General features: G+C 54.7%; 19 protein-coding genes and 1 tRNA gene. 5 read left to right on the forward strand and 15 right to left on the reverse strand.

Going from position 1 to position 13,800, the window contains the following annotated elements:
- Window positions 1-335 precede the first annotated feature (335 nt).
- The 6 genes from ACR0IU_RS15925 to ACR0IU_RS15950 all read right to left on the reverse strand — a co-directional run bounded on the left by ACR0IU_RS15925 (window position 336) and on the right by ACR0IU_RS15950 (window position 2,918).
- Window positions 336-503, reverse strand: a complete 168-nt coding sequence (locus ACR0IU_RS15925; RefSeq protein WP_480716934.1) for a hypothetical protein — start codon at window positions 501-503, stop codon at window positions 336-338.
- A 354-nt stretch (window positions 504-857) separates the two neighbouring features.
- Entirely contained in the window at window positions 858-1,151 is a 294-nt protein-coding gene (locus tag ACR0IU_RS15930) for an ArsR/SmtB family transcription factor (RefSeq protein ID WP_480716935.1), read from the reverse strand.
- Window positions 1,148-1,390, reverse strand: coding sequence for a hypothetical protein (locus ACR0IU_RS15935; protein WP_480716936.1), 243 nt, complete (start codon window positions 1,388-1,390; stop codon window positions 1,148-1,150). Before ACR0IU_RS15935 ends, ACR0IU_RS15930 begins: the two co-directional genes overlap by 4 nt.
- A 290-nt stretch (window positions 1,391-1,680) precedes the next feature.
- A complete protein-coding gene (locus ACR0IU_RS15940) occupies window positions 1,681-1,923 on the reverse strand; it encodes a glycine zipper 2TM domain-containing protein (protein ID WP_480716937.1) in 243 nt (80 codons plus the stop codon).
- A 243-nt stretch (window positions 1,924-2,166) separates the two neighbouring features.
- Complete coding sequence (locus ACR0IU_RS15945) at window positions 2,167-2,700, reverse strand: hypothetical protein (RefSeq protein WP_480716938.1); 534 nt, start codon at window positions 2,698-2,700, stop codon at window positions 2,167-2,169.
- Entirely contained in the window at window positions 2,697-2,918 is a 222-nt protein-coding gene (locus ACR0IU_RS15950) for a helix-turn-helix domain-containing protein (protein WP_480716939.1), read from the reverse strand. The genes ACR0IU_RS15945 and ACR0IU_RS15950 overlap by 4 nt, the downstream gene beginning before the upstream one ends.
- Window positions 2,919-3,063: 145 nt before the next feature.
- Here ACR0IU_RS15950 and ACR0IU_RS15955 point away from each other — a divergent pair, with 145 nt between their 5' ends.
- The 5 genes from ACR0IU_RS15955 (at window position 3,064) to ACR0IU_RS15975 (ending at window position 4,987) form a co-directional block, all read left to right on the forward strand.
- Window positions 3,064-3,306 (forward strand): hypothetical protein, encoded by a 243-nt coding sequence (locus tag ACR0IU_RS15955; protein ID WP_480716940.1) that lies wholly within the window; start codon window positions 3,064-3,066, stop codon window positions 3,304-3,306.
- The gene (locus ACR0IU_RS15960) at window positions 3,303-3,494 is read left to right on the forward strand and encodes a hypothetical protein (protein WP_480716941.1); all 192 of its coding nucleotides are present in this window, start codon (window positions 3,303-3,305) and stop codon (window positions 3,492-3,494) included. Before ACR0IU_RS15955 ends, ACR0IU_RS15960 begins: the two co-directional genes overlap by 4 nt.
- Before the next feature lie 48 nt (window positions 3,495-3,542).
- Complete coding sequence (locus ACR0IU_RS15965; protein WP_480716942.1) at window positions 3,543-3,740, forward strand: hypothetical protein; 198 nt, start codon at window positions 3,543-3,545, stop codon at window positions 3,738-3,740.
- Window positions 3,741-3,803: 63 nt separating this feature from the next.
- On the forward strand, window positions 3,804-4,133 hold the full coding sequence (locus tag ACR0IU_RS15970) for a hypothetical protein (RefSeq protein WP_480716943.1): 330 nt from the start codon (window positions 3,804-3,806) through the stop codon (window positions 4,131-4,133).
- Window positions 4,134-4,429: 296 nt separating this feature from the next.
- Complete coding sequence (locus ACR0IU_RS15975) at window positions 4,430-4,987, forward strand: hypothetical protein (protein ID WP_480716944.1); 558 nt, start codon at window positions 4,430-4,432, stop codon at window positions 4,985-4,987.
- Window positions 4,988-5,214: 227 nt separating this feature from the next.
- Here the strand turns inward: ACR0IU_RS15975 and ACR0IU_RS15980 are convergent, their stop codons facing one another.
- The 9 genes from ACR0IU_RS15980 to ACR0IU_RS16020 form a co-directional block, all read right to left on the reverse strand.
- Window positions 5,215-5,664: a heparin lyase I family protein gene (locus ACR0IU_RS15980; RefSeq protein WP_480716945.1), complete on the reverse strand. Its 450-nt coding sequence runs from the start codon at window positions 5,662-5,664 to the stop codon at window positions 5,215-5,217.
- Window positions 5,665-5,673: 9 nt separating this feature from the next.
- Complete coding sequence (locus tag ACR0IU_RS15985; RefSeq protein WP_480716946.1) at window positions 5,674-5,955, reverse strand: hypothetical protein; 282 nt, start codon at window positions 5,953-5,955, stop codon at window positions 5,674-5,676.
- 360 nt (window positions 5,956-6,315) lie between these two features.
- Window positions 6,316-6,392, reverse strand: a tRNA-Met gene (locus tag ACR0IU_RS15990).
- A gap of 82 nt (window positions 6,393-6,474) precedes the next feature.
- Window positions 6,475-7,446, reverse strand: coding sequence for an alpha/beta fold hydrolase (locus tag ACR0IU_RS15995; protein WP_480716947.1), 972 nt, complete (start codon window positions 7,444-7,446; stop codon window positions 6,475-6,477).
- Window positions 7,446-8,918, reverse strand: a complete 1,473-nt coding sequence (locus ACR0IU_RS16000; protein WP_480716948.1) for a flavin-containing monooxygenase — start codon at window positions 8,916-8,918, stop codon at window positions 7,446-7,448. The genes ACR0IU_RS15995 and ACR0IU_RS16000 overlap by 1 nt, the downstream gene beginning before the upstream one ends.
- Window positions 8,919-9,001: 83 nt before the next feature.
- Window positions 9,002-9,805: a PaaX family transcriptional regulator C-terminal domain-containing protein gene (locus tag ACR0IU_RS16005; RefSeq protein ID WP_480716949.1), complete on the reverse strand. Its 804-nt coding sequence runs from the start codon at window positions 9,803-9,805 to the stop codon at window positions 9,002-9,004.
- A gap of 53 nt (window positions 9,806-9,858) precedes the next feature.
- Entirely contained in the window at window positions 9,859-11,883 is a 2,025-nt protein-coding gene (gene paaZ, locus ACR0IU_RS16010) for a phenylacetic acid degradation bifunctional protein PaaZ (RefSeq protein WP_480716950.1), read from the reverse strand.
- A 28-nt stretch (window positions 11,884-11,911) separates the two neighbouring features.
- The gene (locus ACR0IU_RS16015; RefSeq protein ID WP_480716951.1) at window positions 11,912-13,264 is read right to left on the reverse strand and encodes a TRAP transporter large permease; all 1,353 of its coding nucleotides are present in this window, start codon (window positions 13,262-13,264) and stop codon (window positions 11,912-11,914) included.
- Complete coding sequence (locus ACR0IU_RS16020) at window positions 13,264-13,767, reverse strand: TRAP transporter small permease (RefSeq protein WP_010437886.1); 504 nt, start codon at window positions 13,765-13,767, stop codon at window positions 13,264-13,266. The genes ACR0IU_RS16015 and ACR0IU_RS16020 overlap by 1 nt, the downstream gene beginning before the upstream one ends.
- Between the last annotated feature and the right edge of the window lie 33 nt (window positions 13,768-13,800).

Genomic DNA, 13,800 nt, shown 5'->3' on the forward strand with positions numbered 1-13,800 from the left:
CAAAGGCTGAAAGCGCAACCACAAACCCCGAAGTGTAATCGGTCAATTTAAGCTGCCTTCTCTTTGGGCACGGAGACCACTCAGCCCATTCTGTGTGGTCCTCACTTGGTTCAACATACCCACCGCGCTTCATCGCCTACACCATTTATGCTGTACTATTCCTTGGAGGCAGTATGTCAGAGTGCGCCTTAATCAAGCAAAAACGCCTTGTTCATATCGCGTTAATGTCGGCCTAAACACGCCCGTCTGGAACCATAAACTGGTTTCCGGCGTCTGTGGCCCCTGCCTGCGCCTTGTTTCGCACCAACAGGCCCGCATATCGCTTCTGTGGGGGATTACCCCTGCAACACTGGTTCTGGCGTGTTCAGTTGCTCATACCGCTCAACGGCTGCCAGATAATCTACGAGTTGCTTGCCTTCCTCAGTATCTGGTTCAGATCCCCATAGATACTCAATCTCTCGCAGGGCGGCACGGTATTCAGTCGGGGTGCGTACAGTCGTCATGGAAACACCTCAAAGCTTAAATCAATACGAAGTGCATACCTAAAAGCACGCGATTCTGATAGCGGATTGAAGGCGTAAACTTGTGACCGCCGGTTTCTACCGGGAAATATCGGTCCCAAAGTTGGGGAGCCCTGTTTCAAGGCCCCTGTGCAGCCGTTTAGCAGGTTTAGCGGGATTAGCAGGGGCACGACGTTGAAACTGGGGTTTCTGCGCAGTACGCTCGCGCGTTACAGTTACTGATTGTCGGGACCTCGTTTCCCCTCTGAGGAGCTGGTCGGTCATATCCAGGGTAAAAAAGAACCCGACCCAATGCGGGCCGGGCAAGTCTCCGAGGTAATTTGTCTAACTGGTCTGCTAGTCTTTGAAAAACAGTTTATCCAGCAACTTGAGAACCGGGCGTACTCGCTCATCACACATTTTGTAGTGCATTTGATGACCGTCACGCCTCGCCACTAGTATACCCTCGAGCCGCAAACGAGAGATATGTTGGGAAACCGATGCTTGGCGCATCGACAAAGCGTCAATCAATTCTCCGACAGATTTCTCGCCGTCGGCAAGTAAGTAAAGGATTTGCAAGCGGCCATCGAGGGTGAAGGTTTTCAGGTAATCCGAAGCCTCGCTTATGCGTTCTGGGGAGCGCTGTTTCATCTCTTTACCGTAGAAAGAGGTGCTTGTGGCTTGAGCTTTTCGGCCCAGATGTCGGCATGCTCCTGTAAAAGCACCGAGCGCGTATCGTAGAGCGCCATGAGTTGGCTACCCGCCCACATTGCCATGCTCTTTTCCAGGTCGTTGGCAGCCAGCTCGTACGCATGGACAACGACTGATTGAGCAGTTGTGGGGTTAAACCTCATCTGGAACTCACCTTGTTGCTTATTCACTGCACTCAAACACGATAGCCCTTCAATGCAAGTGAAATTTGGCACTCAAGAGACGTTCTAGCGGCAGAAATCTAAAAAACTGCCATTGGCGCAATTCGCAAAAGGCGGAGTGTAAAGGAAGGAGGCGCACCCACCACAAGCGCGCCCCACCAAACGAACTACCAAAAAACTAGCGTTCTCAAATACACCAACGCTTACTCGTTAATACAGGCAGTGTGTCCGGTTCTGAGTGGGCGGTCAGTGAAGCGGGTTACACAGCTTAGATATTATGTGGACTTCTGAGTCTTCGACCAAAATTGTTAGTTGCAGGCTGATTGCCCTGCATACATACCAACGCCTGCACCCGCTGCGGTCGCCAGAGTCTTGCCTGTTCCGCCACCGAACCGGTTTCCAACTACTCCCCCAAGGGCAGCACCACCTAAGATACCTGCAGCACAGCGTGCGTCATGCAGTACTTGGGCTTGAGTTGGCGTGGTCGGTGCTCCACATGCAGCCACGAGCAGTGAAATGCCAAGTACACAGGTTAACAGTACTTTGTTCATCTCGATTGCCTCTCAGTTTGCCGAACTAGCAGTCTGAGTAGGTGACTCTTAGTCGTCTATAGTACAAGGCATCAGCGTCTGTGCGATTTAATGTTAACTAAATCTTAATAAAGGGAACTCTGGGTCCACCCCCTCGCCCGAAACTCAATCTCCTTGAGTTTGCTGAGTCTCAGTTAGCCAGTACTCCGGCGCGCAAACCGCCGTTACCCACCAATAGCTCATTCTTGCATTACGGGCTTGGGGTTAGTAGCAACCTGCTAAACTTTCGCGAGCGACTTGAATGTTTTCTCCAAACAAAGTGTACAATTCCAGATATGGGCTGACAGCCCTACTGTCTGATACGTAAGCTCGGAAATCGTGCAAGTCAGTATGTTCACTTATGGAGCTCTGCAGAACCTCAAATTGCGCCTGAAAAACAGCGTTTTCCGGGTCGGCTTCGAGCCATTGAGACATATCGTCGTCGCGCCAATCGAGCACCCAAAAGTCATTGGGTGAAGCTAAGCGGCTTGGATCATGTTCCCAAAGCCAGACTATTCGTGAGAGCCGCATTGTGAAGTTTGTTTTCGTAGCTTCTGCTCCTAGTTGGGTTAGTTCGTCAAACTCGGGACGCTCGGTAGATACCAATTTGGCAAAGTCGTCCTGAAACTTCAGCTTGAGGTCCAGTTCAACTTGCAGAGCTGGTTCTATACAGGCCCAATCAGGTGACGCCAACGCCATGCTGGGCAGCAATACGGCGCAAAGCGTTGCAGTTCGGGTGAGCGCGCTTGATAGCTTCATTCCGAACCTTTCTTTGAAAGCACTACCCCGACCCCATTAGCCGTGTCTCCTTCGTCAAGGAACTGAATGCCTTGGGTTTCGAGTGTCTTTCGAATTGCTTCAGCATTCGAATGCTGCAACCCGCCCTTCTCCGTTTCAAAACGGCTGATTGTGGTCAAAGAAACTCCGGCCATTTCAGCCAGTTCACGAGTTCCCAACCTTAATGCGCTTCGCGCCATCCTAAGCTGCTCTGGGCTCAAAATCAATACCTCGTATGCATTATTGCCTACAGGGCATTGAGATTGTTGTTACCCTGTACATATTCTTACTACACAGTATGCAAAATTGCAATTCCAGCACGCAAATCACCAGGAAGAAACAGCAATGACTGAACAACGCGCCAGCGCGAACGGAGAAGTTTTATCTTATCCCAGAAAAAGCTGCACCCGAGATGAATTGCAGCATGAGGCGCTAATCGTCAAATGCCTGCTGGACGCCGCCACTGCGCTTGTTGGCGGTAATGACGCTCATGAACACATGGTTGAAGTTATGGCGATGACTCAAGAGCGGGCGCAGAAGCTCAATATCGCCTTGGATACTGTTAGTGAGCCGGAGATAGCGTCATGAATGGCAAGACGAAAACAACTGACTTCAACGCAAGTCCAGACATCTTTGTTGCAGACTTTTCAGACTTAATTACTTGCCAGCAGCACGTGACGGCCTTTTACCGGTGGTTCGATTTACCAGATCCTGGACTACGCTTCGACAATGACGGCGATGTTTTGCTGGACGACACATTTCTGCGTTGGTGCTAAGAGGAAGGTGTTTCCATCGACTGGTTGGCGTGTGGCGACCCGAAAGGCATGGCGGCAAAGTTTCGCGAAGTTCAGCAGGGCCGCAATAAGATTGAGCCGAATATCGCGCGCCTCAACGATGCAGAAGTCGCCATGTTTGAGTTTGCGCTCAATGCATACGTAGAGAACAACGCGCCTTTGGATCAGGCAATGGAATCCTTTGAAAAGAGCATCAAAGAATTCCGTCAGGAGGTTAAGGTCGCTTGAGCCATTCACCCCCAAGTTCGGGCGCGGGACGACCTGCGCCCGATTTCTTTTGTGAGATTTGATATGAGCTACTACAGCGTCAACCGACACTGGTCCGACCAGTTCTTGCCCGAGATAAAGCGTATCATCGGCAGCCACATCCTACAGGCTGCTCCAGATCCGCTGGATCACTTCCAAGCCACTGACCTGCTGATGCTGGACGCCAAGGACATGCGTATTGCCGCCAATGTAAGGCGACACGGTTACGCAACAAGATACCCGCACCAGTTCACTATCAGGGCCAAACTACCAACCGGGGCCGAAACTGAGCTGTCCAAGATAGTAAATGGGCATGGGGATTGGATGTTCTACGGACATGCAGGACCAGACGGGCAGACTATCCTGAATTGGTAGTTGATTGACCTGCGGGCGTTCAGAGCGGCGCTGATACGGCACGAGACAACTGGCGCTCAATTGCTTATGGGCGACAAGCGCAACGCGAACGGGACGTGCTTCAAGTGGTTCGATATCCGGTCGTTTCCGAAGGAACCGCCGCTGGTGGTGGCACGGGGTAGTTTGATACTATCGGAACAATACCAGCCGCCCCTTTGACCGGGCGGTTTCTCTGCACATGTCCGGAATGAGCCCTTCTTGCACTTTTTGACAATCGCAGTGAATGTCAGATCCAAAGATTTAGTGAGGTTCGCGCAGTGGAAATCACGTGTCTGAAATTGGTGGCGGCATTATTAGTTATTTGGACCAGTTCTCAGGTCTTCGCGGATGTGAATGAAATAAGGGGTGGCGCAATAGCGTTTGAGCACGACGCTGTGCCCTTGTACGGATACATTGGTGATCCTGAGATTTCAGATATTGCAAAGGAAATAGCTACAGAATTCTTAGCAAATACAAATAGAAAAAGGCGTATGGCGGAAGCGCTGTATGCTTATATTGCACCCGGTATCGTTTCAGAGAACAGATTTGTTCAACCCGATGGCTTAGAAATGTCCGAGACACAACTCAATTTCCTTAGCGACACGAACTATCCAAAATCAGGATGTAAAGTGGAGCTCGTTTCTTCTACGGATCAAGACGTCATTGGTGAGTATATAGTGCTGATTGTTGATGCTACGGATCACCAGTCTCTAGAATACATCGAAACCTGCCTTTTACTCGCGGCAGCAACGGCGATGGGTGTGGATATGGATGGCCAGCCGGTTATGGACAACAACGAATTGCGAAGTTTTTTGAGTTCGGTTTCGGGAAGGTAGTGAAAGCGCTGCGAACGGCAGGAAAGTCCGCAGAGCCGACATTGCTTTCCGACCATGACACAGGCGGAACGAAGCATGCTACGTCACCAACAACGCCCCACTGTCTGGACTTGGACGAAGTGAACGAATGGTATCGTGAATTAAGCTGAATGCCCCAGCTTGCAGCCGGTCCAGAATTGGGCCGGTTGTCTGCTACAGTATGCGGTGACCATCAAATAGTAGCGCTTTTAGCTTGTGATACGTTCTACTCGATATCGGCGAATGTAGAATTCAACGGTTTCCAGCTTCGATGGATTGGTTTGGTTTAAGTGCGACCGATAAATACCAAAATTGACTAGTGGGTCGCCCACATCGGGGCCAGTGAATCCGTCATATCGCGCTATGGTCCGACCATCCATCTTTACGTTTGCAAATCCATCATTTGCGTTGCTCCACCTTACCGTTGTCTCGAGGGCATGCCATCTGTTTTGCGTTACGGGGGTCTTAGAGCGCGCCTCACGAATTTTTCCTACACGAAACTCAAAATCCACCTTCGGTCCTTGGCTTCGATAATTCTTAGGTATTTCAACTGAAAGATAAGGGTAGAACGCTCCAGCCCGGCCATCACGCGGCTTTAGCTGGAAGAAAATGAACTTAGCTTCGAGACGCCCATCTGGATCACTCAATTCAGGGAGCATGAACTCAAGTTAATATCGCACGGTGCCACTTGCGTTGGACGTCTGGTCACGCAATTCCTCGCGTTGCCTACCAGACTTTTCGTGTGCAAGTTCTTTTTCGCGCCTATCTGGCGTAAGTGTGAAATGCCAGGCCTTTTCACCGTTGATTCGAACGCGGCGTTGCTTGCCGACCGAGTTGCCAACGCGCTTGAGCTTTTGTCGTATCTCTTTTGCAAATGCGGCTGAGGTTGCCTGAAAAGCCGTCGCAACACTGCTCAAACCTGCCGCTACCAAAAAATGCCTTCGATCCATAAATTGTCTCCTTACACGGATAGAACCTAAGCACATTTACCAGCGTTTGTTAAAAAGCTTCCAGAACGGCGCTGGCTTCTGGTCTGTTCGACAATGATTGAATGATTTGAGATTTTTGCGAGTTCTTTCTGGGTGTCTGTTTATTCAGTTGGGGCTGATACAGCCGCAGAACCTGACAAATCCCGGCACGGGCTTACATTTTCTAATGGTGAAGAATGGATACTGCGCACGGAATCACATTGTGGTGCTTGAGGCGCAGCTAGTCGGCGAAAAACAAGCTCTTTGTCCCCCATATGTCCCCCAGAAACCAGGGCGGGAAGTTCGGGAAGTGTCAAAATTCATGTAAGAGATTGATTTTAATGGTAGCGGAGGAGGGACTTGAACCCCCGACACGCGGATTATGATTCCGCTGCTCTAACCAACTGAGCTACTCCGCCACGAGTGAGAGGCGATGTAAGCGACGGACCGGAGAGGGTCAAGAGGGAAATGAGGGTCTGATGGGATTCTTTATGTGCGCTTTCAGTGAGGGTTTTGTTTTGCCATGTCGGCGTGGGCCATGCCGGCGATTTGGCGGATGAAACGTGCGCAGATATCAGGTTCAGTGATCAGGATCATGTGACCTCGGTGTTCCAGTTTTTCGAAGGTGAGGCCGAATTTCGTCATTGATGCACCGTGTGTCCCAGCCGACAGGATCGGATCTTCGGTGCCGAACAGGATGCCTCCGGGCGTTTTCAGATCACTGTATCGTTGGGTTAATTCACCCATGCTGCTTTCTACGCCGATGACGTCTTGCGACGCGGTGATGAAGGCCGAAGGTCGCAGGCCGAGAGCCCCCCCGGCGCGGTTCAGAAAATCGGTTGGCGCGGGTTCAGGGGCGAAGACATCTTTCAGAACCAGCGGTGCTGTTTTACGGGCCATCGGCACGGCGATGGTGTTTCCGATTAGGCTGCGCAACCAATCGGAGCGGATTTCCAGTGGTTTGAAGACGGCAGGCGGTTCGGGCATCTGCTGCGTGAGAGGGGCCAGAAGTGCCAGCGCCGAGATAGTGTCGGGATAGTCCAATGCCATTGCCAGCGATACCGCGCCACCAAGCGAATGGCCAACCAGTATGGTCTGGTCGACCTTCTTGGTTTCCAGAAACGCGTGGATCATCCGGGCCTGTTCAGGCAGGACGGCCAGCGCAGCGGTATCACGGGTTGAGTAACCGCAACCCGGTCGGTCGACCGCGAGAACGTGATAGTCCTCTGCCAGATCATCCATCAATGCGTATGTAAAATGCTGCAACTGGCCCGAGAGGCCGTGGATCAGGACGATGGTCGGATTAACGGGGTCGCCCTTTTCGACATAGTGGATGCTGCCTCCCTGAACGGTCACGATTTGTCCCAATTGTGGCACCATCTCGATCCCTTGACGGGTCAGGCGGCGCGTCCAGAAGTTCATGCACAGCAGGAAAGCCACCAGCAGCAGGACAATCGTCAGCAGGATCGACATCATGGGTCTCCGATCGTTTCTCTCACAGGATGATATTGTTCGAGCCCGGATCGCGCCATGCGTTTTCTGAACTCGGACACAGTGCCCGGCCACAGCGTTGTATTGCGCCCCTCAGCGTCCTGATACCATGAGGTGCAGCCCCCAGATTGCCAAACGCTTTCGAGGTGACGGTCCTGCATCTCTTTCGTAAACGCCACCTGTTTGTCGGTTTTCGGGGTGATAGTGCGAAGACCACCCCCCTGCATTTCTGTTAGAACACGACCGATATGAGCCACCTGTGCTTCGATCATAAGCACGACAGAGTTGTGCCCCAGCCCGGTATGCGGGCCGAGTAACATGAAGAAATTAGGAAACCCGGCGATTGCGGTGCCAAGGTTGGCCTGCATACCCCCTGACCAGGCCTGTTTCAGTGTCAGATCATTGGTTCCAGTTATGTCGAGATTATCGACCACATCAGTGACATGGAATCCGGTTCCCCAGACCAGAACATCAGCGATGAACTCGCGGCCGTCACCCGCGATGATGTGAGCCCCGTCGATTCTGGAGACGGCATGCGGAACCACATCAGCGTTGCTTCGTGCCAGTGCCGGATACCAGTCATTAGAGCTGAGGATGCGCTTGCATCCAATTGTGTAGTCAGGCGTCAGCGCGGCTTTCAGGTCTGGATCGGTGATCGCGCCGTCCAAGGCCTGGCGCCACATTTTCATTGCAAATTCGACAGCCCGCGGTTCGCCCCGAAACACGCGATGACGGAACTCAAACAGCATATAGATCAGTTGGCGCCGGATGCGGGGCAGCGCTGGGAAGTACCGATGCAAGCGGCGCACCCATGGTGCAATCGGGCCGTCCGGGCGAGGCAGAACATAGGGCGCGCTGCGTTGGAAGATGGTGACCTGCGCGGCAGTTTTAGCGATCTCGGGGACGAACTGAACGGCTGAAGCTCCAGTACCGATCACAGCCACTCTTTTACCAGCTAGCGAGACGTCGTGATCCCATTCTGCGGAGTGGAAGCTAGGGCCAGCAAAGCTGTCAGCGCCGGGGATATGCGGGATACGCGGCACGTGCAGCGCGCCGATAGCCGAGACCAGAAACCGCGCTGACCAATGGTTGCCGTCCTCTGTCTCGACCTGCCATCGCGTACCATCCCACCGCGCAGATTTGAGTTTCCGATGAAAGTGACAGAGTTGGTACAGCCCCTCATCCCGCGCGATTTTCTGCAAATAGGACTGGATTTCGGCGCCACCTGCATAGGCGCGGCTCCAATCCGGGTTTAGATGTGTCGCCATCGAGTAGAGATGCGAGGGGATATCGCAAGCGACGCCAGGGTAAGTGTTTTCGCGCCATGTACCGCCGATGTCGGCTGCTTTCTCCAATATGACAATATCTGCGATGCCGCGCTTTCGTGCCTCAATTGCCACAATTAGCCCGGAAAAACCTGCACCGATGATAAGCATATCTGTTTGCTTCATCATCCTTCGGCCTCCTCCGTTGGCGCTCCACTCGGCTGATCAGATGATAAAGGTCGCAAACGCATTTTGAACAGAGTGCCGTTTGGTCAACCGCTCCCGCTTAGAATGGCAGTTGAGGGCCGTGGAAGCAGATCAAGCATGCGAATAATGCTGTTTCGACAGGCAGCGCCGACCCAATCCGGTGGGTAAAAGGCTGCGGGCAGGTCCGGTTGGCGCAGCACCACACGCCGCCATCGATGCACCAGCAGAGTCCGTAATGTGGCGCTCTGCAATGGAGTTGGTGTCCATTCCTCGGGCTGAGTTTTTGCTGCGTTCTGGACTGAAGTTAGCAATGCCCGGCACGAAGCGCGCAGCTCGGGTGGGCATAACCGATCCTGAATCCACTTCGGGGCTGTTTGCGGCGAGATATCCAGCGCGAGTAATCCTTCCGCCTGAAGCGGAGCCGCACCTGCCCTCATTGCTATGTTGCGACCGATTGGAATGTAGTCATCGCTGAGCATTACATCGTCAAGCACCTGCGTACCCGTTCCGTCCTCGGCAATCAGCAGATGCCAATGTTCAACAGGCGACGAATCACGCGCATAAATGCGCGGTGTGACAGCCGCTGATTGGGTTCTGCCAAATTCCGAGAGGACATGGCGCGAGACGCGACCGATCCGGTCACTCTCGATCCAACCGTCCTTGCGCAATCGGTGGAGCGCTACCCGGATCGCTTCGGGTTTGATGCCCATCGGTTCGATAATCTGGGTCAGCGCGCCGCCTGAAATCTGCGCGCCCGGTTCCTGTGCCATATCTCCGAACAAAGAGACAATAATCGACCAGACCCGCTGGTCTTGCGGATCCACTAGATCGGCTACGGCCGCTTCGAACCACGAGCTTTGATTGGTCATGGGACCAGTTTAACCCATTAGGCCGAATAAGAAAAACAGGTTACGCTAACGAGTTAGCGGGCATTCATTGTCAAAAGTTCGTATTCAGCGACCGGCTCGTCATCCTGATTGGTCAGAGACACGTGCCAGCGAACCTCGCCATAATCGTCATTGCGTGGGGTTTTCTGCTTGACCGTCAAACGCACTTTGATGCTGTCCCCGGCGACGACCGGCTTCATGAACCGCAACCCGTCCAGCCCGGTATTGGCCAACACCGGCCCCTCGTTCGGTTCAACAAACAAGCCAGCCGCGAAGCTGAGCAACAGATAGCCATGCGCTACGCGACCGGGGAAGAACGGATTTCGTGCCGCCGCGTCCTCGTCCATATGAGCGTAGAACGTATCGCCGGTGAAATTGGCGAAGTGTTCGATATCCTCCAGCGTGATTACGCGCGAGGCTGTGTGCAGCGTCTCTCCGACCTGCAACTCACCGAATTTACGGGTGAACGGATGTGCCGGACCTTGGATTTCAGGCGCCCCAGGCACCCATTTGGTGCTGATACCACTGAGCATGCGCGGCGAGCCCTGAATGGCGGTGCGTTGCATATAGTGTTTCACACCGCGCACGCCGCCCATTTCCTCACCGCCGCCCGCTCGACCCGGCCCTCCATGCACCATATGCGGCAGCGGAGAACCGTGGCCGGTCGATTCTGCCATCGAGTCGCGGTCGTTAATGTAAATCCGCCCGTTATAGGCCGCAGCCCCCATAACCACGTCCCGCGCAACCTCAGTGTCGTGGGTGATCAGTGAGGTGACCAGAGACCCCTGCCCGCGATTGGCCAGTGCCACCGCATGATCCAGATCGCGGTAACCCATCAGGGTTGAGACCGGGCCGAACGCCTCGGTATCGTGCACGCGCAGCGCTTTGTCAGGATCAGCGCAGTGAAACAGCATCGGGGGAATGAAGGCGCCAGTTTCGGGGCCGTTCAGGTCGAACGCGTCGGGGTTTCCATAAACCCGTTCAGCCTCTTGCCCAATCAAAGCGGCCTTTTCCAGCACGTCAGCCTTCTGCCCGTTCGACACAAGCGCGCCCATGCGCGTGGACTCGGCCCGCGGATCGCCGATGGTGATCTTCGCCAACCGTTCCGAGAGCGCGGAAATCACGGCGTCGACCTGACTATCGGGCGCGATGATGCGTCGGATGGCGGTGCATTTCTGGCCCGCCTTGGTGGTCATTTCACGAGAGACTTCCTTTACGAACAGATCGAATTCCGGCGTGCCGGGCTCTGCATCCGGGCAGAGGATTGAAGCATTCAAGCTATCCTGCTCAGCAACGAACCGGACCGAGTTCTGCAAGATCGCAGGTGTCTGCCGTAGCTTAAACGCGGTGTTCGCCGAACCGGTGAAGCTGACCACATCCTGACAGCTTAAGTGATCGAGCATATCTCCCAACCCGCCTGACACCAATTGCAGCGCACCGGCGGGCAGGATGCCACTGTCCAGAATTATCCGCACGGCCAGTTCGGTGACATAACAACTATTGGTGGCTGGTTTCACGATAGCAGGAACGCCCGCCAAAAGTGTTGGAGCGAGTTTCTCCAACATGCCCCATACCGGGAAATTGAACGCGTTGATGTGGACCGCAACACCCTGTAGAGGGGTGCAGATATGCTGCCCCAGAAACGTTCCGTTGCGCGAAATCTGCTCGACGTCTCCGTCCAGATAGACCTGCGCGTCGGGCATCTCGCGCCTACCCTTGGAGGCGAAGACAAACATCGTGCCGAAGCCACCGTCGATATCGATCAAGTGGTCCTTCTGCGTGGCCCCGGTTTCGAAACTCAGGTCGTAAAGGGCTTGTTTGTGCGCTGACAGCTCTTGCGCCAGTGCCTTGAGCATCCGGGCACGATCATGAAACGTGAGTTTACGTAGGGCTGGGCCACCAGTGTTGCGTGCATAATCAAGCATCGCCTGCACGTCGAGCGCCGCGTTGCCAGCGCTGGCAAACGGTGCGCCGGTGATGGCGGATGCGATGGTGCGAGCGCCTTCTCCGGGCGCGACCCAAGTGCCAGCGGCAAAGCTGGAAATCTGATGCAGGGACATGATGTTCTCCTGTTTGATGAGGCGGGGCTCAGTGCCCCAGCGCGCCCATTTGCTGCGGCAGGTACAGAACCACGATGGGCACCAGCACGATCAGCGCAAGGCGGAAGATATCGGCAACCCAGAATGGTGTAACGCCGCGGAAGATGGTGCCGGTCGAGACATCGCCCACCACGCCTTTCAGGATGAAGACGTTCAGGCCCACGGGCGGGGTGATCAGCGAGATTTCGGTGACAACCACCACAACGATGCCGAACCAGATCGGGTCATATCCCAGCGACGTGACCAGCGGGAAGAAGATTGGGACCGTCAGCAACAGCATCGAGAGGGATTCGAAGACGCAGCCCAGAATAATGTAGATACCAAGGATCATCAGGATCACGACAAACGGTGCCACATCATAGGCCGTGACCATCGCGATCAATGCCTCGGGTAAGCCAGCCAGATTGATGAAGTTCGAAAATATTTGCGCGCCGATCAGTACTGCGAACAATGCAGACGCCGTAAAGCAGGTCTCTTTCAGCACCTCGAAGGTTGAGTCGACAGTCAAGCCACCGCGAAACAGGGCGATCAGGAAGGCCCCGGCGGCGCCCATGCCTGCGGCCTCGGTCGGTGAGAAAGTCAGGTTAAGCGGCTCGAAGTCGAAGGCGCCGTACAGCCCGCCGATCACCAGAAAGAACAGCAGCAGCACGGCCCAGACAGAACCCAGCGCACGGACACGCTCCGACCAGGTGGCGCGTTCCCCGGCTGGCCCAGCCTCGGGGTTGCGCCAAACCGTCCAGCGCACCGCGAAAAGGTAGAAGAGGATACCGAGAATGCCGGGTATGATTCCCGCCATGAACAGTTTCCCGATCGAGGTTTCGGTCAACAGCCCGTAAATGACCAGAATGACCGATGGGGGGATCAGAATGCCCAACGTACCACCGGCGGCAATCGACGCGGTCGAGAGTTCATCGGAGTAGCCATAGCGGCGCATTTGCGGCATCGCGACCTTTGACATGGTCGCAGCGGTGGCCAGCGACGATCCACAAATGGCCGAGAAGCCGCCGCAGGCCGCAACTGTAGCCATGGCAATGCCGCCGCGCATATGGCCCAAGAAAGCGTTGGACACTGCATAAAGCTCGCGCGCCATACCGCCTTTGTTCACGAACAGGCCCATCAGGATGAACAGCGGCACCACCGACAGACCATAATCCTGAGCAGTGTCAGTAATCTGGCGGCCCACCATAGACATGGCAGCCTTCAACCCGCGTTCATCAAAGATCGAGCCGCCACGTTCGTAGGCGAAGCCCAATGTGCCGACCAGTCCCATGGCAAAGACGATGGGCAGGCGCACCAGCACCAGGATCAATACAATCGCAAATCCGATCAGCGCTGCGGTCATTACATAGGCTCCGACAGAGTATTTGGGGCGAAGGCCTTTAGCAGCCCAGTGGCGATCATCACCAGTGCGGTGATGGCAACGGACAGGGTAATGAACCAGCCGATCAGGTAGGTGGGGATTGAAAGATACTCAGTCACGTCCCCATAATCCCGCGCCCGCTCGGCCAGGACCCAGACGCGTTGGACCGGCCAGAACAGCATGATGCCGCTGACCACATAGATCACCACGTCCCGCGCACGTGACAGGTGCAGACGGTGGAAGAACCCGTCCGTCAGATCGACCGCGATATGGCCGTTGGTGGTTGAGACAATCGGGAGGACTGAAAACACCAGAATGGCCATCAATATCCGCGTCAGTTCGGTTGCGGCCTCAATGGGCGCATTGAAGACTGAACGCAGGATCACGTCGCAAAATGTCATTGCCATCAGGATGAACAGGGCGATGCACGCCACGATCACGGGAAGGGCGCTGGCGCGTCGCACAAGCTGGATTATCGGGGTCATGGGAAACTCGCGCAGGGTAAGTCAGGGCGGCGC

This window comes from Ruegeria sp. CL5 (genome assembly GCF_056536485.1).

Coding starts and splice junctions, on each gene's coding strand:
- ACR0IU_RS15950 (WP_480716939.1), bottom strand. CDS start 2,918: ATGGCGCGAAGCGCATTAAGGTTGGGAACTCGTGAACTGGCTGAAATG.
- ACR0IU_RS15970 (WP_480716943.1), top strand. CDS start 3,804: ATGAGCTACTACAGCGTCAACCGACACTGGTCCGACCAGTTCTTGCCC.
- ACR0IU_RS15985 (WP_480716946.1), bottom strand. CDS start 5,955: ATGGATCGAAGGCATTTTTTGGTAGCGGCAGGTTTGAGCAGTGTTGCG.
- ACR0IU_RS16020 (WP_010437886.1), bottom strand. CDS start 13,767: ATGACCCCGATAATCCAGCTTGTGCGACGCGCCAGCGCCCTTCCCGTG.
- ACR0IU_RS16000 (WP_480716948.1), bottom strand. CDS start 8,918: ATGATGAAGCAAACAGATATGCTTATCATCGGTGCAGGTTTTTCCGGG.
- ACR0IU_RS15995 (WP_480716947.1), bottom strand. CDS start 7,446: ATGTCGATCCTGCTGACGATTGTCCTGCTGCTGGTGGCTTTCCTGCTG.
- ACR0IU_RS16015 (WP_480716951.1), bottom strand. CDS start 13,264: ATGACCGCAGCGCTGATCGGATTTGCGATTGTATTGATCCTGGTGCTG.
- ACR0IU_RS15925 (WP_480716934.1), bottom strand. CDS start 503: ATGACGACTGTACGCACCCCGACTGAATACCGTGCCGCCCTGCGAGAG.
- ACR0IU_RS15965 (WP_480716942.1), top strand. CDS start 3,543: ATGGCGGCAAAGTTTCGCGAAGTTCAGCAGGGCCGCAATAAGATTGAG.
- ACR0IU_RS16005 (WP_480716949.1), bottom strand. CDS start 9,805: ATGACCAATCAAAGCTCGTGGTTCGAAGCGGCCGTAGCCGATCTAGTG.
- ACR0IU_RS15955 (WP_480716940.1), top strand. CDS start 3,064: ATGACTGAACAACGCGCCAGCGCGAACGGAGAAGTTTTATCTTATCCC.
- ACR0IU_RS15945 (WP_480716938.1), bottom strand. CDS start 2,700: ATGAAGCTATCAAGCGCGCTCACCCGAACTGCAACGCTTTGCGCCGTA.
- paaZ (WP_480716950.1), bottom strand. CDS start 11,883: ATGTCCCTGCATCAGATTTCCAGCTTTGCCGCTGGCACTTGGGTCGCG.
- ACR0IU_RS15960 (WP_480716941.1), top strand. CDS start 3,303: ATGAATGGCAAGACGAAAACAACTGACTTCAACGCAAGTCCAGACATC.
- ACR0IU_RS15940 (WP_480716937.1), bottom strand. CDS start 1,923: ATGAACAAAGTACTGTTAACCTGTGTACTTGGCATTTCACTGCTCGTG.
- ACR0IU_RS15930 (WP_480716935.1), bottom strand. CDS start 1,151: ATGAAACAGCGCTCCCCAGAACGCATAAGCGAGGCTTCGGATTACCTG.
- ACR0IU_RS15980 (WP_480716945.1), bottom strand. CDS start 5,664: ATGCTCCCTGAATTGAGTGATCCAGATGGGCGTCTCGAAGCTAAGTTC.